Annotated in this window: 23 protein-coding genes and 1 pseudogene; 17 read left to right on the forward strand and 7 right to left on the reverse strand. The window is 63.4% G+C overall.

Features of this window, described 5'->3' with window-relative positions; translation table 11 throughout:
* Nucleotides 1-95: 95 nt before the first annotated feature.
* Nucleotides 96-1,589: an aldehyde dehydrogenase family protein gene (locus OKW28_RS20100; protein ID WP_429448275.1), complete on the reverse strand. Its 1,494-nt coding sequence runs from the start codon at nt 1,587-1,589 to the stop codon at nt 96-98.
* A 465-nt stretch (nt 1,590-2,054) separates the two neighbouring features.
* Nucleotides 2,055-2,669 (reverse strand): cupin domain-containing protein, encoded by a 615-nt coding sequence (locus tag OKW28_RS20105; RefSeq protein WP_184068225.1) that lies wholly within the window; start codon nt 2,667-2,669, stop codon nt 2,055-2,057.
* Nucleotides 2,670-2,987: 318 nt separating this feature from the next.
* Here OKW28_RS20105 and OKW28_RS20110 point away from each other — a divergent pair, with 318 nt between their 5' ends.
* The 10 genes and pseudogenes from OKW28_RS20110 to OKW28_RS20155 all read left to right on the forward strand — a co-directional run bounded on the left by OKW28_RS20110 (nt 2,988) and on the right by OKW28_RS20155 (nt 14,218).
* On the forward strand, nt 2,988-3,872 hold the full coding sequence (locus tag OKW28_RS20110; protein WP_429448277.1) for a GNAT family N-acetyltransferase: 885 nt from the start codon (nt 2,988-2,990) through the stop codon (nt 3,870-3,872).
* A 6-nt stretch (nt 3,873-3,878) separates the two neighbouring features.
* Nucleotides 3,879-4,802 carry a 2-hydroxyacid dehydrogenase gene (locus OKW28_RS20115; protein ID WP_429448279.1) on the forward strand — a complete coding sequence of 308 codons (924 nt, stop codon included), beginning with the start codon at nt 3,879-3,881 and terminating at the stop codon, nt 4,800-4,802.
* 94 nt (nt 4,803-4,896) lie between these two features.
* On the forward strand, nt 4,897-5,985 hold the full coding sequence (locus OKW28_RS20120; protein WP_429448281.1) for a tartrate dehydrogenase: 1,089 nt from the start codon (nt 4,897-4,899) through the stop codon (nt 5,983-5,985).
* An 83-nt stretch (nt 5,986-6,068) separates the two neighbouring features.
* Entirely contained in the window at nt 6,069-7,547 is a 1,479-nt protein-coding gene (locus tag OKW28_RS20125; RefSeq protein ID WP_187613528.1) for an NAD-dependent succinate-semialdehyde dehydrogenase, read from the forward strand.
* 2 nt (nt 7,548-7,549) lie between these two features.
* The gene (locus OKW28_RS20130) at nt 7,550-8,542 is read left to right on the forward strand and encodes a M14 family metallopeptidase (protein ID WP_429448283.1); all 993 of its coding nucleotides are present in this window, start codon (nt 7,550-7,552) and stop codon (nt 8,540-8,542) included.
* Nucleotides 8,539-8,883 carry a cupin domain-containing protein gene (locus OKW28_RS20135; protein WP_018422376.1) on the forward strand — a complete coding sequence of 115 codons (345 nt, stop codon included), beginning with the start codon at nt 8,539-8,541 and terminating at the stop codon, nt 8,881-8,883. The genes OKW28_RS20130 and OKW28_RS20135 overlap by 4 nt, the downstream gene beginning before the upstream one ends.
* 52 nt (nt 8,884-8,935) lie before the next feature.
* Nucleotides 8,936-10,264, forward strand: a complete 1,329-nt coding sequence (locus tag OKW28_RS20140) for an NAD(P)/FAD-dependent oxidoreductase (protein ID WP_429448285.1) — start codon at nt 8,936-8,938, stop codon at nt 10,262-10,264.
* A 73-nt stretch (nt 10,265-10,337) separates the two neighbouring features.
* The gene (locus tag OKW28_RS20145; RefSeq protein ID WP_429448287.1) at nt 10,338-10,643 is read left to right on the forward strand and encodes an ABC transporter permease; all 306 of its coding nucleotides are present in this window, start codon (nt 10,338-10,340) and stop codon (nt 10,641-10,643) included.
* Between the two features lie 477 nt (nt 10,644-11,120).
* Nucleotides 11,121-11,378 (forward strand): annotated as a pseudogene (locus tag OKW28_RS20150) (substrate-binding domain-containing protein); the annotation flags it as partial.
* A gap of 8 nt (nt 11,379-11,386) precedes the next feature.
* The gene (locus tag OKW28_RS20155; protein ID WP_429448289.1) at nt 11,387-14,218 is read left to right on the forward strand and encodes an ATP-binding protein; all 2,832 of its coding nucleotides are present in this window, start codon (nt 11,387-11,389) and stop codon (nt 14,216-14,218) included.
* 39 nt (nt 14,219-14,257) lie between these two features.
* Here the strand turns inward: OKW28_RS20155 and OKW28_RS20160 are convergent, their stop codons facing one another.
* From OKW28_RS20160 to OKW28_RS20170, 3 genes are all read right to left on the reverse strand, one after another.
* A complete protein-coding gene (locus tag OKW28_RS20160) occupies nt 14,258-14,890 on the reverse strand; it encodes a response regulator (protein WP_429448290.1) in 633 nt (210 codons plus the stop codon).
* Nucleotides 14,887-16,512 (reverse strand): response regulator, encoded by a 1,626-nt coding sequence (locus OKW28_RS20165; RefSeq protein WP_429448291.1) that lies wholly within the window; start codon nt 16,510-16,512, stop codon nt 14,887-14,889. The genes OKW28_RS20160 and OKW28_RS20165 overlap by 4 nt, the downstream gene beginning before the upstream one ends.
* A gap of 257 nt (nt 16,513-16,769) precedes the next feature.
* Complete coding sequence (locus tag OKW28_RS20170) at nt 16,770-17,087, reverse strand: hypothetical protein (protein WP_429448292.1); 318 nt, start codon at nt 17,085-17,087, stop codon at nt 16,770-16,772.
* A 310-nt stretch (nt 17,088-17,397) separates the two neighbouring features.
* Here OKW28_RS20170 and OKW28_RS20175 point away from each other — a divergent pair, with 310 nt between their 5' ends.
* The 3 genes from OKW28_RS20175 to OKW28_RS20185 are packed head-to-tail and all read left to right on the forward strand — an operon-like array spanning nt 17,398 to nt 18,194.
* Nucleotides 17,398-17,643, forward strand: coding sequence for a hypothetical protein (locus tag OKW28_RS20175; RefSeq protein ID WP_429448814.1), 246 nt, complete (start codon nt 17,398-17,400; stop codon nt 17,641-17,643).
* Nucleotides 17,644-17,669: 26 nt separating this feature from the next.
* A complete protein-coding gene (locus tag OKW28_RS20180) occupies nt 17,670-17,879 on the forward strand; it encodes a hypothetical protein (RefSeq protein ID WP_090811076.1) in 210 nt (69 codons plus the stop codon).
* A gap of 39 nt (nt 17,880-17,918) precedes the next feature.
* The gene (locus tag OKW28_RS20185) at nt 17,919-18,194 is read left to right on the forward strand and encodes a hypothetical protein (RefSeq protein WP_429448293.1); all 276 of its coding nucleotides are present in this window, start codon (nt 17,919-17,921) and stop codon (nt 18,192-18,194) included.
* Between the two features lie 75 nt (nt 18,195-18,269).
* Here OKW28_RS20185 and OKW28_RS20190 read toward each other — a convergent pair whose 3' ends face one another.
* Complete coding sequence (locus OKW28_RS20190; RefSeq protein ID WP_429448295.1) at nt 18,270-18,758, reverse strand: NUDIX domain-containing protein; 489 nt, start codon at nt 18,756-18,758, stop codon at nt 18,270-18,272.
* Nucleotides 18,759-19,191: 433 nt separating this feature from the next.
* The gene (locus tag OKW28_RS20195) at nt 19,192-20,847 is read right to left on the reverse strand and encodes a sialidase family protein (protein WP_429448296.1); all 1,656 of its coding nucleotides are present in this window, start codon (nt 20,845-20,847) and stop codon (nt 19,192-19,194) included.
* Nucleotides 20,848-21,418: 571 nt separating this feature from the next.
* Between OKW28_RS20195 and OKW28_RS20200 the strand changes: the two genes are divergently transcribed.
* The 4 genes from OKW28_RS20200 (at nt 21,419) to OKW28_RS20215 (ending at nt 25,396) form a co-directional block, all read left to right on the forward strand.
* Nucleotides 21,419-21,958, forward strand: a complete 540-nt coding sequence (locus OKW28_RS20200; RefSeq protein WP_429448298.1) for an SRPBCC family protein — start codon at nt 21,419-21,421, stop codon at nt 21,956-21,958.
* Nucleotides 21,959-22,924: 966 nt separating this feature from the next.
* A complete protein-coding gene (gene istA, locus OKW28_RS20205; RefSeq protein WP_429448300.1) occupies nt 22,925-24,427 on the forward strand; it encodes an IS21 family transposase in 1,503 nt (500 codons plus the stop codon).
* Nucleotides 24,414-25,181, forward strand: a complete 768-nt coding sequence (gene istB / locus OKW28_RS20210) for an IS21-like element helper ATPase IstB (protein WP_429448301.1) — start codon at nt 24,414-24,416, stop codon at nt 25,179-25,181. The genes istA and istB overlap by 14 nt, the downstream gene beginning before the upstream one ends.
* Nucleotides 25,178-25,396 (forward strand): hypothetical protein, encoded by a 219-nt coding sequence (locus OKW28_RS20215; protein ID WP_429448303.1) that lies wholly within the window; start codon nt 25,178-25,180, stop codon nt 25,394-25,396. The genes istB and OKW28_RS20215 overlap by 4 nt, the downstream gene beginning before the upstream one ends.
* Nucleotides 25,397-25,680 lie beyond the last annotated feature (284 nt).

The raw sequence follows: 25,680 nt of genomic DNA on the forward strand, positions 1-25,680 counted from the left end.
TGTCGTCGTGGCGAACCTGGTTGCAGGCTCGGGGTTCAGTTTCGGGTTGAATCAGTGCGGTTGATGCTTGCGTATATCCGGTGTAAAGCCGTGCTTCACAGCGTTTCGAAATCGATCAGCACACTCTTGTGCCGCATGCTCGCCACCATCGCTTCGCGGCCGAGATCCTTGCCGATACCGGACTGGCCGAAGCCGCCCGTCGGAATGATCATGTCGCCGCTGCGGCCGTAACGGTTGATCCAGATGGTGCCCGCGGCGATGCGGCGCATCGCCCGCAGCGCCTGACCGATGTCGCTGCTATGGACCCCCGCCGCGAGACCGTAGATCGGATGCGCGGCGAGCGCGATGCCCTCTTCCTCGTCGGCGAATGTCTGTACCGTCAGCACCGGGCCGAATAGTTCCTCGCGCACGGCGGGCGTCTCTGAAGTCACATTGGCGAGCAGCGTCGGGCGGTGGAAATAGCCTTCGTCGGTGCCTTCGAAAAAGCCGCCGCCGAAGATCACTTCCGCGCCGCTCTCGCGGCTCTGCCCGATCAGCGCTTCGATGCGTCGCGCCTGGGCGGCATTGATGATCGGCGAATAAGCGGTGCGGCTGTCCCACAGCGGGCCGGGCTTGATCGGCTGCAGTTGCCGTTGAATGGCGGCGACCAGCGGCTCGGCAATGCGCTCGTGCACGATCAGCCGCGTGCCGGCCACGCAGGCCTGGCCGCCGTTGGCCGTAAAGCCGCGGGCGACACAGCGCGCCGTATGCTCGAGGTCCCGCACATGCTCGAACACCAGTTGCGGGCTCTTGCCGCCGAGTTCCAGCGTGACGGGCTTGGTGCCGTGCATCGCGGCGTCGCTCATGATCGCGGCGCCCGTGCGGGTCGATCCGGTGAAGCTCATCTTCGAGATGCCTGCGTGACGCGTCAGCGCGGCGCCCGCCGTCGCTCCACGGCCATTCACCACGTTGAAGATGCCCGGAGGAATGCCGGCTTCGATGGCGAGTTCCGCGAGACGCAGCGTCGAGAACGGCGTCATTTCCGACGGTTTCATCACGACCGCGTTGCCCGCCGCGAGCGCGGGACCGCACTTCCATGAACACATCGACAGCGGAAAATTCCACGGTGTAATCGCACCGATCACACCGTACGGCTCCGATGCAACAAAACCGAGACTGTCGCGGCGCGTGGCCGCGATATCGCCACCGAGCTTGTCGGCCAGCTCCGCGAAGAAGCGGATCGCCTCCGCGGTGAACGGCACATCTGATGTATAGCTTTCCGTCACCGGACGCGTCGAGCTGACCGTTTCGAGTTGGGCGAGGCTCACCGCATCGCGATCGATCAGATCGGCCCAGCGGCTCAGCACCTTCGCGCGCTCGCGCGGAGAGCGAATGCCCCAGCCGCTCGTCTTCCATGCCGTTAGCGCATTGCTGACTGCGTGATCGACGGTGGCGTCCGACGCGTCCGGCACATGGCCAAGCAGCGCGCCGTCCGACGGCCGGTGAACGGCGATCTGCGCTTCGCCCGCCGAATAGTACGCACCGCCAATGAAATGCCCCTGCGGCAGCGGCACGGCTGAAGGATCGAAATCGAGTGACGGAGTGGACATGTCCGGCCTGATCAGTAGGTTCAAGTGTGTGGTGCCGCGTGCGCTTATGCACTGGTGACTGCTTGCACCACTCGGCACTGCTGTTCGCCATCGCGACCACCGAATGAACGAACATCGAATGAAGTTCATTTTAATGAACACCAAATGAAATACTAGTGGTCAAAAATAAACTTTTGTGAACAGTTCGTTGTGCGCTGCGATACATTGCCTGCCTCGGAGAGCACACCGCCGCACTGGTGGGCACCGGCCGCAAGCCCACACGGCTGGGGCGCGCACGAGCGGGGCGACGCGACACGCCCGTTCCGTCGTGCAACGCAAAACCGAAAAGTGAATGAGAGAAAGAAAGGCGTTGACGTCAGCCGCCGTCCGTGCGAACCGGACGCGACGCGTCAGAGCGAGCGAGGAAAAGAGAGGGAAGACAGCGCCGCTTGCCACACGACATGCGGCTCCGGTACAACAAACAGATCAAAGATGAATGACGGGCGGCTGCGTGTTCATGATCCACAGCAAACGAGCAGTCTTCCTGCTTTCGTTACGCACGCTATGCGGCACCGTGCTCTTGAACTGGAAGCTGTCTCCCGCGCGCAGTTCGGAGCGCCGGTCGCCGACATTCAGCACGACCGTGCCTTCCAGCACCAGGCCCGCCTTCTCGCCGATGCCCACCAGCACCTCTTCGGAACCGGAGCCGGCCGGCAGCATGATGATCATCATCTGCAAATCGTGATCGCCATGCGGCGACAGCAATTCTTTCTGCATGCCGTTCTTGCCGACTTCGAACAGCGGCCGCTCGGCCGCCTTGCGCACGAAATCGCCGGTGATCGGGTCCGAGACCGCGTCGTCTTCTTCGAGCAGCGCGGTCAGCGGAACCTCCAACGCCAGGCGCAGGCGCTCGAGAATACGCACCGACGGATTGGCCTTGTTGCGCTCGACCTGACTGACGGTGCCGACCGACACGCCCGCGCGCATCGCCAGTTCGTTGATCGACAGACCCTGCGCGACGCGCAGCGCGCGCAGACGAGCGCCGACGTCGCCGTGACCCGGGTCGGCCGTGCGCTTCTTGCTGAGCTCGGTTCGCTGCATGTGTCTCCCGTTGATGACGCTGCGGCCGGCTGCCTATGTGCCGCCCTGTGCGGTTGTTGTGCTGGGCGCGCACGGTCGCATCCGATGACGCGCCAGCCGCTTCGTTACAATGAACGCCCGTTCAATTTTCAGCATTATATTGAATATAGCACCCGCGGGGTGAACGCCAAAAATACCTGTGCAATTGCGTTGCGCGTCGCTGTCGCCGTGAAGCAGACCCGATCACACACCGGCCCGAATAACAAAAAGATCGTCCTATGAAGCAGGCACCGGGAATGCCACAGTCTAGGCTGATCATGCCGCCAGCAGGAGTTTGCAGTGTCCGAATCAACCGTGAAGAAATCACTGACCTATCGCCGCTTCACTTCCGATGACATCGCCGCCGCGCACGGCCTCTCGGTTGCGGTGCGTTGGCCGCACCGCGCCGATGACTGGCGCTTCATGTACGACGCCGGCACCGGCTTCGTCGCTGAAGACAATGGCGCCGTGATCGGCACCGCGCTCTGCTGGAAATTCGGCGCGGACCGCGGCACGCTCGGCCTCGTGATCGTCTCGCCGGACGAACAGGGCCGTGGCATTGGCCGCAAGCTGATGGAACTGGTGCTCGAAGAACTGGGCAACCGCATGACCTTCCTGCACGCAACGGTCGCGGGCAAGCCGCTTTACGAAAAGCTCGGCTTCGTCAGCTGCGGCGGACTCACCCAGCATCAGGGCACGCTCGGCAGCGTGGCCGCTGTCGCGCCGCCGCCCGGCGAACAGTTGCGTGCCGCGAGGCCGGACGACACGCCGAAGCTGATCGAACTCGCGTCGCGCGCGAGCGGCTTCGACCGCAGCGCGACGATACCGGCGCTGCTCGAATTCGCGCAAGCCATGGTTCTCGAACGTGACGGCGAAGTGGTCGGTTTCTCGCTGTTCCGTCCGTTCGGACGCGGCTACTCGGTTGGACCGGTGGTCGCGCAGCATGGGGCCGACGATCTGCGTGCCCGCGCACTGATTTCGTACTGGCTCGCGCAGCACGCCGGCGACTTCGTGCGGATCGACGTGCCGGACGACGCCGGCATCAACGACTGGTTGACCCATGTCGGCATGCCGCGCGTCGACTCGGTCGAAAAGATGGTGCGCAACGCGCCCGCCGACTTGCGCGAGGTGGCCCCCGACTCGAGCTGGCGCGCGTTCGGCATCATCAATCAGGCGATGGCGTAACCGCCAATGACCGTCCTCTACAAAGCCGATCCGGTGCGTGGAGCGCTATGGGCCGAGCGCTTCGCGCAGCTGGCGCCCGATGTGCCGTTCCGGGTGTGGCCGGACCTCGGCGATCCCACGGCCGTGCGCTATCTGGTCGCGTGGCAACCGGGAGACCTCGCGGTCACGCTGCCGAATCTCGAAGTGGTGTTTTCGGTCGGCGCGGGAGTCGATCAACTGGATCTGTCGCAGATTCCGGCGCATCTGCCGGTGGTGCGGATGCTCGAGCCGGGCATCGTCGAAGGCATGGTCGAATATGTCACCGAGGCGGTTCTGGCGATTCACCGCGATCTGTTCGATTACGGGTTGCAGCAGCGGGCGCGCGTATGGCAGCCGATGCCGTTGCGCGCCGCCGCGTCGCGTCGAATCGGCGTGCTCGGCCTCGGCATGCTTGGCCGCGCGGTACTGGAGCGTTTGCGGTTGTTCGGCTTCGCCTGCGCGGGCTGGAGCCGCTCGAAGCATGAGCTCGAAGGGATCGACTGCTATGCGGGCGAGGCCGGGCTCGATGAGTTGCTTGCCCGTGCCGACATCCTGATCTGTTTGCTGCCGCTCACGGACGCCACGCGCGGCCTGCTCTGCGGGCGGGTATTCGACATGCTGCCGCGAGGCGCGTCGCTGGTTCACGTCGGCCGCGGACCGCAACTCGTCAGCGCCGATCTGCTCGACGCGCTGCAACGCGGGCAGATTCACAGCGCGGTGCTCGATGTCACCGACCCGGAGCCGTTGCCCGCCGACCATCCGCTGTGGGCGCAACCGCGCGTGCGCATCACGCCGCATATCGCGAGCGCGACGCGGCCCGAACCGGCCGTCGATGCGGTACTGGAAAACCTGCGCCGCTATCGCAGCGGCGAGCAGATGAACGGCTTGATCGACCGGACGCGCGGCTACTGATACCCATGCGCGGCCCGGCCCCCGAACGCAACCCCATTTCGCCATCCGCGCGGCGTCAGCAGACGGCGCGCGATCACGGCAAGGAGAGAGATGTATGACCCGCAAATACCGCATTGCCGTGATTCCCGGCGACGGCATCGGCACCGAAGTGATGCCCGAAGGCCTGCGCGTGCTGGACGCCGCATGCAAACGCTTCGACATCGGCATCGACTACCACCATATCGAATGGGCGTCGTGCGACTACTACGCGCAACACGGCCAGATGATGCCCGACAACTGGAAAGCGCAACTGCAGGACTGCGATGCGATTCTGTTCGGCGCGGTCGGCTGGCCCGACAAGGTGCCCGACCATATTTCGCTGTGGGGCTCGCTCCTGAAGTTTCGCCGCGAATTCGACCAATACGTGAACCTGCGCCCCGCGCGGCTGTTCGAAGGGGTGCCCTGTCCGCTCGCTAACCGCAAGCCGGGCGATATCGACTTCATGATCGTGCGCGAAAACACCGAAGGCGAGTATTCGTCGGTGGGCGGCACGATGTTCGAGGGCACCGAGCGCGAAGTCGTGATGCAGCAGTCGATCTTCACGCGCCACGGCACCGAGCGCGTGATGAAGTTCGCGTTCGACCTTGCACGGCGTCGAGCGAAGAAACTCACGGTTGCAACGAAGAGCAACGGTATCGCGATCAGCATGCCGTGGTGGGACGCCCGCGCCGATGAAATGGCCGCCCGCTACCCGGATGTGAAGATGGACCGTCAGCACATCGACATCCTGTGCGCTCGCTTCGTGCTGAACCCGGATCGCTTCGACGTGGTGGTCGCATCGAACCTGTTCGGCGACATCCTTTCCGATCTCGGGCCGGCGTGCACGGGCACGATCGGCATCGCGCCGTCGGGCAACCTGAATCCCGATCGGCGCTTTCCGTCGCTGTTCGAGCCGGTGCATGGCTCGGCGCCCGACATCGCCGGCAACGGCATTGCCAATCCGGTCGCGATGATCTGGTCGGCCGCGATGATGCTCGACTTTCTCGGCAACGGCGCGGGTGTCGAGCGCGATGCGCACGACACCATCGTCGCCTCGATCACGCGGGTGCTGAAGGAAGGCCCGCGCACGGGCGACCTGGGCGGCAGCGCATCGACCATGGAGGTCGGCGCGGCGATCGCGGCTCAGGTCGCCAATCCGTCCTGATCACTCACAGAGCACGCAGCACTGACTGCCCGGCGCGCGTCGGGCGCTCTGCCATCGCATGCCAACCGGCACAGAGACCTCATATGAGCACGAATCTCGAACAACAGGCCCGCGCGCTGATCCGCACGGAGAACTTCATCAACGGCGAGTGGGTCGCCGCCGCGAGCGGTCGGCGTTTCGCGGTCACTGATCCGGCGACCGGCAAGCTGATCGCGGAAGTTGCCGACAGCGGCCCCAGCGACGCGCGAGCGGCCACAGACGCCGCCGCTAAAGCGCTGCCCGCGTGGCGCGCGAGGCTGGCCAGCGAACGCGCGGCGGTACTGCACCGCTGGCACGCGTTGATCGTCGCGAATCGCGACGCCCTCGGTGCGTTGATCTCACTCGAACAAGGCAAGCCGCTCGCCGAAGGACGCGCCGAGGTGAACTATGGCGCGTCGTACGTCGCGTGGTTCGCCGACGAAGCCACCCGCATCTACGGCGACCTGATTCCGCAGCAGCAGCGCGGCAAACGGATGAGCGCGGTCAAGGAACCGATCGGGGTCGTCGCGGCCATCACGCCCTGGAATTTTCCGCTTGCGATGATCGCGCGCAAGATCGCACCCGCGCTCGCGGCGGGCTGCACGGTGGTCGCGAAACCCGCGGAAGACACGCCGCTCACCGCGATTGCACTGGTGATGCTGGCGCACGAGGCGGGCGTGCCGAACGGCGTGCTCAACCTGATCTCGGCTTCGCGTGCGGCGGCGGCCGAGACGGTCGGCGACTGGCTCGCCGACAGCCGTGTCCGCAAGATCACGTTCACCGGATCGACGCCCGTCGGCAAGCATCTCGCGCGCGAATCGGCTGGCACGCTGAAGAAGCTCTCGCTGGAACTCGGCGGCAATGCGCCGTTCATCGTATTCGACGACGCCGACCTCGATGCCGCGGTCAATGGCCTGCTGGCCGCGAAATTCCGCAATGGCGGGCAGACCTGCGTGTGTCCGAACCGCGTCTTCGTGCAGCGCGGCGTATACGAACGTTTCTCCGCGCTGCTGTGCGCGAAAGTGGCCGAACTGCGGGTCGGACCCGCCAGCGACCCCGCCTCGCAGATCGGGCCCATGATCAATGAGCGCGCTGTGGACAAGATCGCTCGTCATGTCGAGGACGCGCTCGAGAACGGCGCGCTCGTGCTGACGGGCGGACGACGGCTCACCGAGCTGGGACCGCACTACTACGCGCCCACGGTGCTGGGTAACGCCACGTCGTCGATGGTGTTGTGCGGCGAGGAAACCTTCGGCCCGGTCGTGCCGCTGTTCCCATTCGACAGCGAGCAGGAAGCGGTGCAGGCCGCCAACGACACGCCGTTTGGGCTCGCCTCGTACTTCTACAGCGAGAACATGCGCCGTATCGAGCGTGTCTCGCGTGCGCTGGAAGCTGGCATCGTCGGTATCAACGAGGGCGCGCTCGCTTCGGAAGCGGCGCCGTTCGGCGGTGTGAAGGAATCCGGCTACGGTCGCGAAGGATCGAAGTATGGTCTCGATGACTATCTGTCGATCAAGTATCTGTGTCAGGGAGGTCTGGAGTAAACATGGAAGCCTATCCGATCGAAGTCGAATTTCCGGACATCTCGGCGCACGCCGACGGCAATACCGGCATTGCATACGTGCACTCGTTCGACTCCGGCCAAGCCGGGCCGCACGTGATGATCAATGCGCTCACGCATGGCAACGAAGTGTGCGGCGCGATCACCGTCGACGCGTTGTTGCGCAGCGGCCTGCGCCCGCGTCGCGGCAAGCTCACGCTGTCGTTCGCGAACGTCGCCGCGTATGCGCGGTTCGATCCCGCGACACCAGACAAAGCGCGTTTCGTCGATCAGGACTTCAACCGCGTCTGGACCGCCGCGAAGCTCGACGATCTGGCGACCCGCTCGTCGGAACTCGATCGTGCGCGCGCGATGCGGCCGGTGATCGACACAGTGGATCTGCTGCTCGACCTGCATTCGATGCATGAAAAAAGCGCGCCGCTGATCGTCGCGGGGCCGCTGCGCAAGGGAGCCGAACTGGCCGAGCGGCTCGGCACGCCCGCCACCGTGATTCAGGACGAAGGCCATCCCGAAGGCCGCCGGATGCGCGACTACGAGGGGTTCGGCGACGACATGAGTCCGAAGAATGCCCTGTTGATCGAATGCGGCCAGCACTGGGAAGCCAGCGCGGTGACGGTTGCGCGCGACTGCACCGCACGCTTTCTGTTGCTGTCGGGCATCGTCGACGCAGCCGACCTGCCGCCCGGCTGGATCGCGCCATTGCCCGACGAAATGCGCATCGTGCGCGTGACCGAACCGGTCGTCGCCAGGAGCATGGATTTCCGTTTCGCGGGTCCTTATACAGGCCTCGAGACGTTCGACAAGGCCGGCACCGTGATCGCATGGTCCGACGGTCAGCCAGTCTCGACTCCGTACGATGACTGCATGCTGGTGATGCCCTCGCTGCGCCAGTTGCGCGCCGGCGTCACCGTGGTCCGGCTAGGCCGGATCGACCGACGTATCGACCTCCGCTCACGACAACAGGAAACAGCGCAATGAAAGTTCAGCAGATCAGGCAAGCCGCGGAAGTCTCCGCACTGGAGGATTGGGGAACCGCGGGCCTGCCCGGTACCGAACCGTCGCGCGTATCGGGACGCCAGTACGTCATTCCCGGTCACGAAGCAATCGATACCGGCGTGTTCGAGTGCTCGCCCGGCACCTATCGGCGCTCCGTCAAGCAGGCGGAGGTGATGCATTTCATCAAGGGCAGCGGCACCTTCACGCCCGACGGAGAAGACACGGTCCGCTTCGCCGCCGGCGATACGCTATTTTTCCAAGCCAACACGGAAGGACTCTGGAACATCGATGAAACGCTGCGGAAGATCTACGTGATCTTCTGACAGCGTACGCACCCGGTATCCGGCTGCTCATGTCAATCATGGTTGCTCAAACATGCTAAGAATCGACGAAGTCCCGAATAGCGAGGGGTTCCCCGATCGCTGCGACGTAGCCGTGATCGGCGGCGGCATTATCGGCGTCAGCACCGCTTACGAGTTGGCACGGCGCGGCGTATCGGTCGTGCTGCTCGAAAAAGGCATCATTGGCGCGGAGCAGTCGGGGCGCAACTGGGGTTGGGTGCGTCAGCAGAACCGCGACCGTTACGAGTTGCCGCTCGCGATGCAGAGCCTGAAGCGTTGGGGCGAGTTGAGCGACGAACTTGGCGAGGACATCGGTTTTCGGCGCAGCGGCATTCTGTACGGAAGCGAGCAGTCTGCCGATGTCGCCCAGTGGGAGACATGGCTCGGCAAGGCGCGCGCGCTCGGCTTCGACAGTCAGCTGCTGTCGGCTCGAGAACTGGCCGCGCGCGTTCCGCATAGTCGGGCAAAGTGGGCGGGCGGCGTGTGGTCGCATTCAGATGGACGCGCGGAGCCGTCGCGAGCAGCGCCCGCCATCGCAAGAGGCGCGCAACGACTCGGCGCGCGCGTGCATCAGACCTGTGCGGTTCGCGGACTCGATAGCAGCGCGGGTCGAATCTCCGGCGTATGGACCGAGCGCGGCCGGATTGGCGCGAGCAGCGTCGTGCTGGCCGGTGGCGCGTGGAGCGCCCTGTTCTGCCGGCACCATGGGATCGATCTGCCGGCGGTCAATGTGATCGGCACCGCGGTGCGCACGGCGGAAGCGCCGGCCGTGATAGACGGGTGCTTCTCCGGCCCGAACTTCGCGATGCGGCGGCGGCTGGACGGCGGCTACACGATCGCGGTGCCGGGCTATGGACGCATGGAGATCGCGCCACAGAACCTGCGGTACGCGGTCAAGTTTCGCCAGATGTTCCGCAGCAAACTCAACAAGAAGCTCAAATTCCGGATCGCGCAACCTTTCTTCGGCGGCCCCGAAGGAAGTGCGGACTGGCGCAACGACGACATCTCTCCGTTCGAGGTGACGCGGGTTCTCAATCCCGTGCCCGATGCCGAGTGGCCGACCCGTGCACTGCAAAACGTTGCGACGGTCTTTCCCGAACTGTCGGGATTGCGTATCGCTCATGCGTGGGCAGGCGCGATCGACACGATGCCCGATCTGGTGCCGGTGATGTCATGCGTGGAGAGCAAGCCGGGCCTTGTGATCGCTTCGGGGTTCAGCGGTCATGGATTCGGGCTGGGCCCGGGAGCCGGCATGCTGGTTAGCCGCATCGTGACGGACGACGCGACAGGGATCGAGACACAGCCATATCGATTGACGCGCTTTAGCGATGGCACCCGGCTGGCGAAACCCGAGATGATGTAACACCTGACGTCGCCCCGCGAAAGCGGGCCTTCAGTGCTGTACAGCCGCGCTCAGCGTACCCCGGCGAAATTTCATGCTCCCAGCCCGATCGCGGGAAGATGCAGTTTCGACCGTTTCAACGCCATCCCTCAACCCCGGATACGGCGAAGCGGCTTCCGTGCCAGGCGCGAGCGTCTGGCGACGCTTCCGGCACGTCACACTTCCCTTGATATCGCCGGGCATCTTCGCTGGCGGGCTGTTCTCCGCGCTGATCTCGCTCGACAATCCCGGCGTCTCGTGCTTCTTCGGCAATGCCAACACAACGACACTGCCAGTCGTCATGCTGTCGTACCTGCTTGCAGTCGAGAAAATCTATGGCTTGCGATCGATGAACGGTTGATCGCGCAATCGTGGCGAACACTGACCACCGGACCGTTGCAGTTGTGTGCTGACCACGCTTGATCCAGTCTGCCCCAGCGCATGACCGATGACACGCGGGAATCGGGTTGTAATATCCTGCTAAAGAGGTCATCCGCGAGCGGCTTTGGGCAAACCCAATCGACCTCGACGCAGCCCATGGGGGAACAGCATGAGGGGCTTCCTTCTGGCATTGGCTTGCGCGTGTGTGCTGTCGGCCGCCGCGGCGCAGGATTTATTGCCTGGCCCTGCGCCCGGAGCCCCGGTCGCCGCGACGGACTTCCTGGCCCTGGCCAAGCGAGTGGTCGACACCGCTTCGCGACCCGCTGCACCCTGGAACGGGCCACGCAACGGGCCACCTGCGCAATCTGGAAAACACATCGCGGTCGTCGCCGAGGATTTGCGCAACGGCGGCATCCTCGGTGTGGTCGATGGTGTGTGCTGGAGGCGGCCAAGGTGATCGGCTGGCGACGGCAGCGAGTCCGCCTTCCTGCGCATCCGCACCGGCACGTTCCAGACCGGCACCGTGGCCGAACCCCTGAATCTGCACGGCTGGCAACTGGTCGACGAAATGAACCGACTTTTCGCGGGCGCTGGCGTCACGGGTTACGTGACTCCGGTGCATCTCGTGACGGCGGACAACGTCGCCGCGGACGGCGGCGATCGTCTACTCTACGACCCTGACAACGGCTATCGCGACATTTATCGTCAGATCTGACAACGACCGTGAAACTGCCTTTCCCACAATCGCTTACCGCTCAATTTGCGCTCGTTGTTTCGTGCCTGGCCGCGCTGGTGGTCGTCGTCGGAGCCACGACGATTTACTCGTTGACCGGTTCGGCCCACTCGATCCGTCAGCTGGCCGAAGAACGGCTCACGCGCCTCGCGGATGCGCAGGATCTCGTACAGCACACGCTGACGATCGAACGCCTCGCATTGCAGTTGTCTCGCGACGATACGATCGATGCCGTGCGCGAGACCCATCGGCATGTGCTCGAACAGCTGGCATCCTTCGACCGCCTGGTTGACCGCCTGGCCTCCGCGGCCGCAAGCGACGACCCGGGGGTCGACGCGCTGACGCTTTACCGGTCGAGCCAACGCTTTCGCAACATCGTCAACATCGAGGCCCAGGTGCGCGAGACCGCGCTCGGCCCCCGGGGTGCGCCGGCGGATGGGCAGCGGCCGGGCGTGTCGCTGACCAGCCTCGACAGGGATCTGCACGGCGCGGCCGAGGCTCTGGCCGTCGCGGCGCAACGGCAGTCCGATTATTTGACGCGCGACTACCGCGAAGCAGTCCAGGATCTGGCCGGTCGCGCAGATCGCACACGCAAATGGGTGGCGGGTGGAGTCGCGGTGAGCCTGCTGCTCACCTGGCTAATCGCCCGCGAATTCCTCGGGCGCCATGTCGTGGCGCGCCTGCGCCGCGTCAGTCACTTTCTGCGGCACGGCGATGCCGGAAGCACGCAAGCCGGAGTCCCCGTGCACGGCGGCGACGAGATTGCCGATATGGCGCGCGCAGTCGAGCAGTTCCTTGAAGACCGGCGCCAGCGCCGCCAGGCCGAGGATGCGTTGAAGGAGCTCAACGCCGGACTCGAGGCGCGCGTCGCACAGCGCACGGCCGAACTCAGTACGGCGCTTGCGGGTCAGGCGGCCGAGATCGCCGAACGTCAGCACGCCGAAGATGCCGTCCGGGAAAGCGAGAACTTTCTTAACAGCATCGTCGAAAACATCCCGGACACGATCTTCGTCAAGGAGGCCGCGACCTTGCGCTTCGTGCGCTGCAACAAGGCGGCGGAGCAACTTCTCGGCTACCGGCGCGAGGAGCTCCTCGGCCGGTCCGTCCACGATCTGTTTCCCGCGGAGGAGGCTGAATTCTTCGCGCTCAAGGATCGGGCCGTGCTGGAGTCGCATCACATGATCGACATACCGGAAGAGCCGCTTCATACGCGACATGGCGTGCGCCTGGTGCACACGATGAAGATCCCGATCGCCGATGTGCGCGGCGTGCCGCAGTTCCTGCTCGGCATCTCACGCGACATCACGGAGCACAAGCATGCCGAAGCGGAATTGCGGCGCTATCGCGAGCACCTCGAAGACATGATCCGCGAACGGACAGCGGAACTCGCCGTGGCCAAGGAACATGCAGATACGGCCAACCAGGCAAAAAGTGACTTTCTCGCGCACATGAGCCACGAACTGCGTACGCCGCTGAACGCGATTCTTGGTTACGCGCAGATCCTCACACGCGACACGACTCTCGATCAACGCCAGATCGACGGACTCGCAGTCATCCAGCGCAGCGGCGAACACCTGCTGATGCTCATCGACGACATCCTGGATATAGCCAAGATCGAAGCTGGACGAATGGAACTCAATCTTTCCGATGTTCCGCTCGAACAGTTCGTCTACTTTGTCGCCGAGACGATGCGGGTCAAGGCAACGGAAAAGGGTCTGGCCTTCGATTGCGAGATGCCGCCCGATCTGCCCGCGGCTGTCCGGGTGGACGAAATACGGCTGCGTCAGGCGCTGCTCAACCTGCTTTCCAATGCGATCAGATTTACCGAGCAGGGGAGCGTGCATCTGAGCGTCGCTTTTATGCCGCCCGCGCGACTATGTTTCAAAGTGCAGGACACCGGCATTGGGATAGATGAAGGGCGCCTGGAGGAAATCTTCAGGCCTTTCGAGCAAGTGAGCGACGGCCGGCATCGCTTTGGCGGCACGGGGCTCGGGCTCGCCATCAGCCGGCAACTCGTACGCCTGATGGGCGGCGAGATCCATATCGAGAGTCGCCGCGATATTGGCAGCGTCTTCTCGATCGAGCTGGATGTCCAGGTGGTGGCGCCCCCGGCGGCTGTCGCCGCGTCCGGACGGGTCGTGAGCGGCTACAAGGGGCCGCGCAAGACTATCCTGGTCGCGGATGACGTGGCGGAGAACCGTGCCGTGATGGTCGATATGCTGGGGCCGCTCGGATTCGACATGGCGGAGGCTGGCAACGGATCCGAAGCTCTGGAGAAAACCCGCTCCCTGCATCCTGCGCTTGTCCTGATGGATGTGGTCATGCCCGGGATGGACGGGCTCGAAGCCACGCGTCGCCTGCGCCAGATGCCCGAGTTCCGGGATCTGCCCATCGTCGCAGTCTCCGCAAGCGCCTCGGGGACCGATGCGGCGCAAAGTCTCGCGGCCGGCACAAACGCTTTTCTTGCCAAACCGATCGATTTCGGCCGGCTATTGTCCCAGGTCGCGTCGCTCCTGAATGTCGAGTGGATCGACGAAGCGACCAAGGCGCAAGTCACTGGCGCGGACCACACGGCTGTACCCGCTGCCGCTCCTTTTACCGGGCCCTTGATGGCACCGCCGCAGGGCGAGATCGAAGCGCTGCACTACCTGGCCCGACTCGGCGACATGCGTGCCATCGTGCAACACGCCCGACACTTGAGCGAGCTCGACGAGCGCTATCGACCCTTCGCAGACCATCTTTGCCGGTTGGCGAAGGCTTACCGGTCCAAGGCGATCCTCAGCTTCGTCGAGCAATATCTGGAAAGGAGGCTGCTGCAGTGATTCGCGCCTCAGAACGCGAACCGCATCATCCTTCGTTTTCTACTCGACGATCATTCCGTGCCGGATCGCGTACCGGATCACCTCGGCGTTGTTGGAAAGCCCGAGTTTCTGCATCAACCGCATCTTGTGTGTGCTGATCGTTTTCGCGCTGAGGGCACATGCCTGGGCAATTTCATTGATGCTCCTGCCTGCCGCGAGCATCTGCAGGACCTGGAATTCGCGGTCCGACAGTACTTCATGCGGCGGCACGTCGCCGCGCTGTGTATCGAACACCATCGCATCGACGAGCTTCGGATCGATGAAACGGCCGCCGTCCGCGAGCTTGCGGATTGCCGCGAGCAGCACCTCCGGGTCACTGTCCTTGGTCAGATATCCCGTTGCTCCCGCGCGCAGCGCGCGAGACGCGACCTGAGCCTCGTCGTGAATGCTCAGCACCAGCACCGGCAACGAAGGATGTTCCGCCCGTATCCTGCGGATCAGAGCGACGCCGCTGATGCCGGGCATCGTCATGTCGAGCAATAGAAGATCGAGCGCGCACGAGCGCAGCTTGTCGATCACTTCCGCTCCTTGCGCCGCTTCCGCCGCAACGACGATATCGCTCGTGGTCGCGATGATCTGTCTGAGTCCGCCACGGACTATCGCATGATCGTCCGCAATGAGTATCCTGATCATGTTCGAGCTCCGCCATCGAGCGGAATATGAATCGAAACCATGGTGCCCGCGCCCGGCGAGCTGTCGATCGAAAGCGATCCGCCGATCAGCCGCGCGCGCTCGTTCATGCCGAGCAGGCCATATGAATAGTCGCGACTCACCACTTGCTGATCGAAGCCGCGTCCGTCGTCACGCACATGCAGCAAGAGCTGTGCAGCCGTCGAAACAAGCGTCACCTCGACACGTGTGGCGGCGGCATGACGCGCGACGTTCGTCAGCGAAGCCTGTGCAATGCGGAACAGGGCCGTCGCATGGGCGTCGGACAGCGCGGGTTCGCCGCCTTCGATGCGCAATTCACACGCAATCGCATTGCGGCGGTTGAACTCGTCGACAAGCCATTCGAGCGCAGACACGATGCCGAAGTTAAGCGCCGCGGGCCGCAGGTGGCTCGCGACATTGCGCACCATCGAGATCGTGCCTTCGACCAGTTGGCGCATATCGTCGGCTTTTTTTGTCGCTTCCGCGTCGTGCGCGATGCGCATTTTGAGCAGAGACACGTCCATCTTGAGCGCGGTCAGCAATTGCCCCAGCTCGTCGTGAATTTCCATCGCAATGCGCTTTCTCTCCTCCTCGCGAATCGCCTCCATGTACGCGGACAGTTCGCGCTGCTGCTCGCGCGATTCGACGAGTTCCTGTTCCATCTGCTTGCGCCCCGTAATGTCATTCAGGCCCACATAGATCGCGGGAGAATCGTCGTAAGTCGCGACGCGCGCCGTCGCCATCGCCCAGAACCGGGTACCGTCCTGGCGCCGGAACTGTACCTCCGTGTTGCGCAAGCCACCCTTGGTCCGCAGATGTTCGATCAGACGCTCGCGCTCGCCCCGCTCGGCGTAGAAATCCGCGATATTGGCGGACATGCCTTCGTCCATGCCGAAGAGTTCGCGCAACGGCTGGTTCGTGTACAGGATGTGCCCATCCGGCATCGAGGTGATGCACAGCGGCACCGGACTCGTTTCGACAATCGCGCGAAAGCGAGCCTCGCTTGCCCGCAGGCGCGCGTCCGCGCGCCGCCGCTCGTCGATCTGCGCCCGCAAGTTGGCGTTGGCGCGCGCCAGCTCTTCGGTGCGCAATGCGACACGTCGCTCCAGATCGTCGCGCGCTTGCGATAGCGCGGCCTCCGTTTCCTTGCGCACGGCGACTTCCGCCAGCAGTTGCCGGTTCTGCGCGAGAAGCTGCTTGTGCATCACCCGAAGCTCGAGGTGCACGCCAACGCGCGCGACCATCTCATCGACGCGCAATGGCTTGGTCACATAATCGACACCGCCCACCAGAAAGCCTTCGACGCGGTCCTCGTTGTCCATCAGCGACGTCATGAATATGACGGCGATATCGCGCGTGCGCTCATCGCGCTTGAGGCGCCGACAGGTCTCGAAGCCGTCGATGCCCGGCATCTTCACGTCGAGCAGGATCACATCGGGCTGCGAGAAGGCTGCGCGCTCCAACGCCTCGATACCGTCGAGCGCCACCAGCACGCGAACGCCGCGCGCCTCGAGACTGTCGACAACCACGCCAAGATTCCCCGGCGTATCGTCGACGATCAGAATCGTGCCCGTATACGCGACCGGAGCGGCGAGATGGCTCATGATGCGGTGTTCCCTTCGAGATACCGCTCAGCGGGTTGCAGGATTCCGCTCCACCATGCGTCGAAAATGTCGAGCGCCCATATATCCCCGCGAGTGCCCGCCGTTGTAGTTGTCCTATTCTGCACTCGATGCGGGCGCCTGGTCCATCACGCCCGCTCCGGGTTTCAAACGTCCGATGAAACGGCGCGCCCCGTGGCCTCACAGCCGCCGCTTACGTGCCTGTAAGCAGTTGCGCGCCTTGCCGGCGTTGCCGTTCGCTAGTGCGGCGCCTCGGCCGCCACCGCGATCAGTCGGACCGTGCGCGGCAAGGTCAGTTCGTCGATGAGGTCGGCCACCTCGCACAGCGCGCGAAAGTCATACTCGTCGATCTGGTCCGCGTGATTGCGCCGCAACTCGCGCATGGTTTCGCCCAGGCGCCTGAGCGCGTTGGTCGTGCTGTCTATCAATGGCCAGCAGTGCATCAAATACGCAAGCGATGTCACGCTGCGCGTCTCGCACCAGGTGTCGAACAGTCGCAGACATATCGCGTCGATTTGCTCGATGACGTTTTCCCGCTCCGATAGATAGCCGATCATGATGCATCAATTCGACATTGCATTTCGATGGCTCATCATCTACGAGCAGAATGTGTGTCGCATTCAGCGCAAGCTGGAAAATCAGGGTGTGACTTCCTGATTCGCGTGTCAGGAAATCCTTAGTGCCATTCATGGCGAAAGCCCCCGCAGATGGGTAAGGACCCTTGAATGCCGTTCTATATGCTCTTCCGGTTCAGGAAGTCCTGACGGCTGAAACCAGCGATTCCTGAAACGACATTCCGGCCGGCGCCGATTGGACGCACGCACCGATCGCCATAGCATCGAATCATCGTGCATCGCGGGGAAAATCATGGCGGGGAACACATCGCTGCGTTCTCAGGTCGAAAAACTCGTTGGCCCGACGGGGTTCCGAGGGGCGCGCGTGCGTCTGCTGAACCGCTCGCGCTCGGGTGGAACATGCCGGGTGTGCATTCAAATCGATCTGCCGACCGGGGCGTTTTTACTCTTCTTCTTTCGCCATGCCGACGGCACATGGCACGTGTTTCCGCCGGGCCAGCGCCGTCCGGAAATGGGGATAGGCCGCATGGCGGCCTGATCGTTCAGCCAGCCGGGGAAACGCACATGCACGACGATGCTTCGAACACACTGCCGCAGGACGTGATAGAACTGCGCGCGTGGCTCAACGACTGGTACGACCATGCATTCGCCGTAGGCTACGTCCATCCGCCCTTCACGCTCGATGAAGCGACAGCCGACCGGCTCGAAGGCTACTTCAAGGCGGGCCTGACGCCGGCCGAAGGCGCAATTTTGTTCTTTGGCGTCGTGCATTGAGAGGCGAGCGATGAAGGCGAAAGACGGTGAAGTCAATCAATGAAACATCACATTGTCGGGCGTTATCGCGGATTCGTCATCGAAGCGCACATGGAGCCGCGGACGGCCCGTTTGTCCGATGGAATCGCGCTGACATATCGCGTCACGTGGTCGTTGCGTAGAAGGACACGAAAACAGCACGTCACCGGTGACTTAGCCGATGCCGCTACCTACGAGTCGGAAAGTGTTGCTCTCACGTGCGTCGATCGCAAGGCTCGCGCTCTTATCGATGCCATGCTAGCGAATCTGGAAGCGTTAAAAACCGTGGGGCTGTAACCCTGATGCCTGGAAGGCCCGCGCCTCGCGCAGCGTCACGCGGACTCGAACGGTCATGCTAGAAAAACGGCTCGACTAGCCGCAGACATCCCTGCCGAGATACGCAGCGACCGCGCCTGTTACGGCGAAGCCAGGCAATTCCTCCGGCGACGCCAGATGCGCGGCGACGATCTCGCGATTATCGAGCCGCAGTTCGGGTAGGCAATCGAGGCGCAGTTCGAAGAAATGCACCCGGTCTCTTCGCCCGTCCCACATGCCGGCGGCGCTGCCTGCTGGCAGTAAGGGGTGAGACGCAAGTCCGATCTCCTCTTCCATCTCGCGCAGCGCCGCAGCAGCAGGTGTCTCACCGGCCCGGATACTGCCGCCCGGAAACCCCCATTCGGCGCGGTACGACGACTTCAGCAGCAACAGCGACCGACCGACGTAGATTGCTACTAACGCGCCCTCATGGCGAGGGCGTCGAAGGTGCCACCACGCGCGGGCGAGCGGAAATCCGAGGCGAAGCGCCATGCGCCAAACAGAGTCGATCAGCGCAGCCACCCGGGCGCGCTCAACGCTCGGCATGAGGTTTATCCTTTCCTTTCATTGTCAACGGAGCTTCCGATTCGCCAGCACACCCCCATTTCGCTGCCGGCCGCCGCCGGTCCCACGGCGGGCGACCAGCCTCGTCCCGGCTTCAGATATCGCCGATCGAGAGTGGCAACTGCGGTTCGCTGACGCCCCGGCGTTGATGAGCCTGACGTAGGTCACATATCTCGACTCAGCGCGCGTCTGAGCAGCAACCAAACTTCCGGGAAGCGGCGAAAGGCTTCGCGAACCGGGCGTGAATCGCTGCGGCTTTAACACGGAGACGACCGGTCAGGTGATGCTCACGCCTGGATACAGTTGTGGAGTTCGAATGGTCGCGCGATTTCGCAACGAACTCGCTCATTTCTATTCCCATCAAAGCTGTTGCGGGGACTGGGCGGCGACCTCCTCGAGTCGCCGCCGCTTGCGCTTATGGCAATGTGATCTGACGGGTGAATTCGGCTGTCACGTTGGGACCTGTGGCTGTGCCGAATACCGGGTAGATGGTCTTGAGCCCGCTGGCAGTCAGACCCATGTAATCGCCAAGGAAATGGCCACGCGCCACAGGAGCGTTGAGTATGTTGAACGAGGCCGTGGTCAGTCGTTGCTCGTTGCCCCAGTTAGCGGAGCGCGTGCACGCGGACGAGGTCGGGCAGAACAGCGCGAAATTGTCCGTGCCTTCGACGCCGGCAGGCGTGTTCGTGTCGTTACGAAAGTCGTAGTAGGTCACCGCCACCGTCTTGCCGTCGCCCGACGCCACCACGGCGGGGATGAAGGCCTGTTGACGGCACGGGTTCGCGGCATTGGCCGGCGTCTTGTTGATCATCACCGGCGTCGACCAGGTGGCCCCGCCGTCATCCGACTCGCTGAAGACGATCCCGGTGATCGCGATTGACCCGGCCCCGGGCGTGATGCAGGTGGCTGTCGAAAAGCGATTGTCCTGCCACGTGAGATAGATTGCTCCCGTGACCGGGTTGACAGCGACACTGAAGAGATTGGCGGCATCGCGTATCGGCTGGCCGGTGTCCGGCGTGACCACTCCCAGGTTGCGCACGTGAATATCGTTGACGAACGTCGGCGTGCTCCAGCTCGCGCCCTTATCCGTGGACTTTATATAGCCGATGCTGAGCCCCGACTTTGTGACATTGAATGCAGTGAAGAAGTCACGCAGGGTCCCATCATGCAACACCCGTACGATGTTGTTGATCGTCTGCGCGTTCGTGCCCGGTTGATAGATCGGGGCGGCCGTGCTCCAGGTCACGCCGTTGTCGATGGATCGCGAGAAGAAGCTCGGGCCGGTGAAATTGAACTTGACGACCGGAGCACCACCCGCTGCACCGTTGCGCAATTGACGTGCGATCTCGACACCGTCGTTTCCCGCGAGCAACTGATCGCCGGCTTTGGTTGGCGGGAAAACGCTCAATTGATCCCACACCGCATAGACGTAACCGTTCGCCGTCGGATCGGCGGTGAGCGAGTTCTTGTCATTGAGCGCGTGCGGCGAGTTGGTGCGGATCAGCGTCACGGGAGCCTGCCAGCTCGCGCCGTGGTCGACTGAGCGGCTGACCAGCAAGCCGCTATTGCGCGCCCCAAACGGAGTCGTCGGCTTCATCGGGTCCAACACCAACGAGAAGAAGAACGCGGTTCCGTCTTGCGCGAAGTCTACCCACGGATCGGAGGCGCGACGAAATTTGCCCCCGGTGCAATCGGTAACGCCGGATGGGATCGTATTGGTCCATGTGCTGCCCGCATCGGTGGAGACGACGCCGACGAGTCCGCGTGAGCCACCGTCGTCCCAGCGGTCCTGCTGATGGCCGACGAGCAGGCGGGACGGGTTGGTCGGATCGGCCGCCACCCATGGCTCAATCGACGTGGCCGGAAACAGCACGCTCCCGAATGCGGACTCCTGTGCGTTAAGCTGGTCCGCAGTGCATCCGCTGAATGGATCGCCCGCGGCCACCGTGACGAGCGGGCCGACCACTTGCGCCTCGGCACCTGGGACGATCGCGCACGTAAGCGCGATGACGCTGCCACCTGCAAAGCCGCGGGAAGCAGAACGGGATAGCCGTCTGAAAATCGATGTCATGTCGTGCCTCGCGAAAAGGGTAATACGCTTGCGCATTGGCGGGCATCCGTCACCGGCACCCATGTGAAAACCGATTGTTCTTGCTACCGCCCCTCGAGAGTTGCATCGATGCACGTCCGATGCCCAACCATGGAGACACACTAGGACGCGCGCGCCGGATTTGTGTGAAAAATTCCTGACGGATGCTATTTGGGAGGCCCCATCCTTATTTATATTGATGTGGTATGGGGCTTGCAGAAGGACGATGGAAGCATGTATGCGCTTGTAGAAGCAGCATGACGCCTCAAATCAGATTCGATGGCACAACTGCCGCCGACCAGGTTCATGGCAGGAAGGAGGTCACTGCATTGGCGCCCTGGTTTTAGATGACCGGGCCGGACGACATTGACGAGGTGAACTGGCGAGATATGTCTGACCGGAACGAGCGCGGCAAGGCGGTACTATCGGCGCACGGCGCGTGCCTCGATCTGCGTCCGGCTTCGCCGTTATCAGGTTGGGGAACCCGCAGAGCTTTCGAGCCTGTTTAGAGGCCCGGCAGTCCACGTGTGCGCGATACTTCGAAGAGTCGCAGATGAAATGGCCATTGAGATGGATCAGCGCGATCATGGCAGCCTTCGCGGCCGCTGTCCTGCTTGCTCTACCGCTGCCCGAGTCCGTCGACCTGACGACGAAGATTGTCACCGTGATCTTGATCGAGCAACCGGATTTGGTCGTTTTCGACTACGTGACGACACCCGCGCACTGGCCCGACTGGCACCCGTCTTCACTATCGGTAAGGGGGGCGACCGACCACCCGTTGAGCGTTGGCGAACAGGTCGTGGAAGAATTTCGCGTGGCGGGTCGGCGGGGAAGCGTCGTGTGGACGGTTGCGGTGCGGGACCGTCCGCGCAAATGGGTCATCGTCGGCACGATAGATGGCAAGTCCGCCGGCGCGGTGAGCTACTCCCTGAGGCCCGTAGCGTCCGGGACGCGATTTGAGCGTGAGTTCGTGTACCGCTCCCCGTCACTATGGTTTGCAGCGGTGAATGTCTTGTTCGTGCGCGCGCGAATCCAGCAGGAGTCCGAAGAGGCAGTCGCGCGGCTGAAGAAAACGTTGGAAACGATGCCGTAGACTGGAATGCACCGGCAATCGGATGGCTCGCCCGCTTCCCGACATGGCAGACGCAGCGCTGGTGCATCGATGGCTTGCCAACAGGTTGGCGGATGGCATGGAAAGGGACGAAAGACAGCCCGCGGGCCTTGCAGCGCCGAGCCGACGCAGGTGTGAACGGCGGTCAGAATCCGACACCAGATGGCGGTGTCGATCAGAAACGGGAAACGAGTCTGATCTTCAGAGCGGTTTGGTGATGACTGGTCGGGATGCCGACGGGCGGTATCGGGTGCGTCGAAAGGAGCCCGAAGGGCGAGTGCAGACGCACCCGGCGCGGTGTGTTTCAGGAGGGGGTGACGCAGTAGTCTGGATGCGGTAGAAGAAGGTCTTACCTACCGCCGAAGAAACAGGCCCGACACCGGCCTAAACTGGCAGGTCCAATCCGGTGTCGAGCCCAGCACGCGCACGACGGGGTACGGGTGCCAGCGAAGTATTGCACGCCCCGTTAGCCCTGTCGATATCGCATCGGCATTGACGGGGATTGCCGATGTCGGCGTCAGGCCGCCTCTTTGTGTGCGCCCGCTGCAGGGCGCAGGTCATCGTTTGCCGCCGTTGCGACCGCGGACAGATTTATTGCAATAGCGGATGCTCCCAGGTTTCGCGCCAGGCCAGCTTGCGCGAGGCCGCTCAGCGCTATCAGCGCAGTCGCCACGGCCGGTTTGCGCACGCCAAACGAATGCGCCGCTATCGCAGCCGCCAGAATAAAGTGACGCATCACGGTTCCGCCGTGCCTGCCGCCGATGCTCTACTGGCACCGACTTCGACGACGTCGGCGGCCAAAGCACCGGTACCCACCACCGCCGCACCTCTGCCTGAGCATTGCCACTTCTGCCACTGCGCCGGTGCGGGCTTCGTGCGCCTCGGGCCGTTGCGCCGTCGGGTCTTCCGTGACGTTCGTACTGCTACTCACTGCACAGGGAGCGACCCATGACCATCGGAGTTGAACTCGAAGCGCAGATCCTGCGCTACTACCATGTCGAGAAGTGGCGCTGCGGCACCATCGCGCGCCAGTTACACGTACACCGCGGCACCGTCCAGCGCGTGCTGGCGCAGGCTGGACTGCCCCGGGTCGGCGCCGTGCTGCGGCCCTCGCAGATCGATGCCTACCTGCCGTTCATTCACGAGACCCTGAAGAAGTTTCCGTCACTCACGGCCAGTCGCCTGTATGCGATGGTCTATGAGCGCGGCTATCGGGGCAGTCATGATCACTTCAGACACCTGATCTCGCTCCATCGTCCACGTCCGGTGGCGGAGGCGTACCTTCGGCTTCGCACCTTGCCAGGAGAACAAGGTCAATGCGACTGGGCCAGCTTCGGTCATCTGCAGATCGGGCGTGCGCGCCGGCCCCTGATGGCCTTCGTGATGGTGCTGTCGTGGTCCAGGCAGATCTACCTGCGCTTCTTCCTCGATGCGCGCATGGACAGCTTCCTGGCCGGTCACGCCGGGGCCTGGGCGGCATGGTCCGGGTTGCCACGTATCGTCCTGTACGACAATCTTAAAAGTGCAGTGCTCGAACGTCGGGGCGACGCGATCCGCTTCAACCCGACGCTGCTCGCGTTCGCCGCGCATCATCATTACGAGCCCCGTCCGGTGGCCGTGTGCAGGGGGAACGAGAAGGGTCGCGTCGAAAGAGCAATCAGGTTTGTACGTGAGAGCTTCTTTGCCGCGCGCAAATTCACTGACCTCGACGATCTGAATGCCCAGGCCGCACTCTGGTGTGCGGGACCGGCAGCCGATCGCCCATGCCGGGAAGAGCCCACGATCACCGTACGTGAGGCCTTCGTGCGCGAGCAGCCCAACCTGCTCGCGTTGCCGGAGAATCCGTACCCGTGCGAACTGCAACTGGCCGTGAAGGTTGGCAAGCAGCCGTACGTGCGCTTCGACCTGAACGACTACACGATCCCGCATACCCACGTGCGCCGCACGCTCACGGTGCGGGCCGATCCCCGGCAGGTACGCATTCTCGACGGCGCCGAACTGCTCGCCACCCATGTGCGAAGTTACGATCGCGGCGCACAGATCGAGATTGCCGCGCACATCGACGCCCTCGTCGGGCGCAAACGCGAAGCCCGTCACCATCGCGGCCTCGACCATCTGGCCCGCGCGGCGCCGGCCAGCCAGGCGTTGATGCTGCGCGCCGCTGAACTCGGCGGCAATCTGGGCAACATCACAGCCAATCTGCTGCGCCTGCTCGACCGCTATGGCGCTGCCGAACTGCAGGCGGCCATTGAGGAAACCCTCGCCAGTGGCGCGGCGCCTCATCCGAATCCGGTCCGTCTGGCGCTGGAGTGCCGGCGCGAAGCGCGCCAGGCACCTCCGCCCGTTGCAATCCCATTGCCCGAACACGTACGCAAGAAGGACACGCTGGTAACACCCCACCGCCTCGACATATACGACCAGATCGCGGGAGACACTGATGAGCGCGCCTGACGATCTGCAAAACCGCGCGCACGCCTTGCGCCTGTACGGACTGCTCGCACATTGGCCCGATGTGGTGGCCGAGCCGTGGGTCGCGCCGTTGCTGCAGTGGGAAGAGGACGAGCGCGGACGCCGTTCTCTGGAACGACGCATCCACGATGCCCATCTGGGCAGTTTCAAACCGCTGTGCGACTTCGACTGGGCCTGGCCCAGGCGGTGCGATCGCGCCGTCGTCGAAGAGTTGATGGCGCTTGAGTTCGTCAGGGACACCGCGAACGTCGTGCTGATCGGCCCGAACGGCGTCGGTAAATCGACACTGGCGCTCAATCTCGCCTATCAGGCAATCGTACATGGCCACACAGCCTTATTCACTACCGCCGGCCAGATGCTCGGTGACCTGGCCGCGCTCGACAGCGATTCGGCGTTGCGCCGCCGGCTGAACCGCTATGCCTCACCCGACGTGCTCGTGATCGACGAAGTCGGCTACCTCTCGTACTCGAACCGCCACGCGGATCTGCTGTTCGAACTCGTCAGCCGGCGGTACGGGGTTGCATCGACAGTGGTTACGACAAACAGACCATTCGGGGAATGGCATGAGGTGTTTCCGAACGCGGCTTGCGTCGTCTCCCTTGTTGACCGACTGGTGCATCGTGCGGAAGTCGTTGTGATCGAAGGCGAGTCCTATCGCGTGAAGGAGGCGCGTGAACGCGCTGAGCAACGCACGAAGAAACGTAGTGCGGCCAAGGCTGACAGGAAGACGTCATGACACGCCATCACCGGCCTTCCGGAACCACCAGCGGTCTCGACTTCCTGACCCCGGACAACTGGTCCGCCGATCAGGCACTCGCCGTCGTCGAACTCCTCGACGATCTACGCGAGCGAATCTGCAGGCACTATCAGCTCGCATTGCACGAACTGCTACGTGAGCAACGTGCGCCTCCCATGAAACCTCACCTGAACGACGTCGACGACCCATTCTGATGGCCATCGCTCGACAACAGGGGGCGCTAACGGCCCCTGGTCGTTGACGCTTTTACTCAACCTTGCACCGCCGTCTAATGTCGGATCCTCACAGCCGCCAACAGCAGGACTGTCTTGTGGTCGAAGTACCTTTTCGCAGACCCGATCGGCGCCGTCGAAGACGTGAATCAATGCGCTCTGTACTTCCATCGGCTTGCTCGTATCGCGGTTTGTGGAACGTGGCTAATGCGGCCTTGACGTCATGGCGGACGGCTTCCGCTTCGATGTGATCGTTGACACCCATT

Origin of the sequence: Paraburkholderia sp. 40, from assembly GCF_050434105.1 — a bacterium.
In the GTDB taxonomy this organism is placed as follows: domain Bacteria; phylum Pseudomonadota; class Gammaproteobacteria; order Burkholderiales; family Burkholderiaceae; genus Paraburkholderia; species Paraburkholderia tuberum.